Source organism: Exiguobacterium sp. B2(2022), assembly GCF_028823655.1.
Taxonomy (GTDB): Bacteria; Bacillota; Bacilli; order Exiguobacteriales; family Exiguobacteriaceae; genus Exiguobacterium; species Exiguobacterium aestuarii_A.
In genome coordinates, this window is sequence record NZ_JAPEHX010000156.1 from 1 (window position 1) to 596 (window position 596).

General features: G+C 53.4%; 1 protein-coding gene. It reads right to left on the minus strand.

Going from position 1 to position 596, the window contains the following annotated elements:
• Positions 1–25: 25 nt before the first annotated feature.
• A partial coding sequence (locus tag ON063_RS14795) for a rhodanese-like domain-containing protein (protein ID WP_274665648.1) occupies positions 26–596 on the minus strand: 571 nt, incomplete at its 5' end.

Genomic DNA, 596 nt, shown 5'->3' on the forward strand with positions numbered 1-596 from the left:
ACGCCCGCAATGGACGCCGCCTTATTCAGTTCCCGTATTTTTTGAACAACTGATAGTTCTTATTCCCGCCTGACAAGTTGTAGACGTCGGTGAATCCGAGGTTACGGAGCACGTTTTGTGCCGCGTTCCCCGTCACCCCGCCGTTACAATAGACGACGGTCGGCTTGTTTTTGTCCATGTCTTTCGCAGCTTCCCGCAAGTTGCCGAGTGGGACGTTGACCGCACAATCGACACACGCCTTCTCGAACTGCGCTGCTTTCCGCGTATCGATGATTTGCATGTCTTCCCCTGCATCGATTCGTGTCTGCAGCTCGGCTGGTGTGATGAGTCGTGCCGCCTTGTCGATACTGTTCGAAAGGACCATCCCTGTATACATGACCGGATCTTTCGTCGTCGAGAACGGTGGTGCGTATGCGAGGTCAAGGTGGAACAAGTCATCCACTTTCGCCTTCAGTGTGATGGCCGTGACGAAGACGTCGATTCGTTTGTCGACTCCTTCGAATCCGACGATTTGGATGCCGAGCAATTGACGTGTCGAACGGTCTGCGACCGCTTTAATCGTCATGTCTTTTCCACCCATATAGGCAGGCTTATCC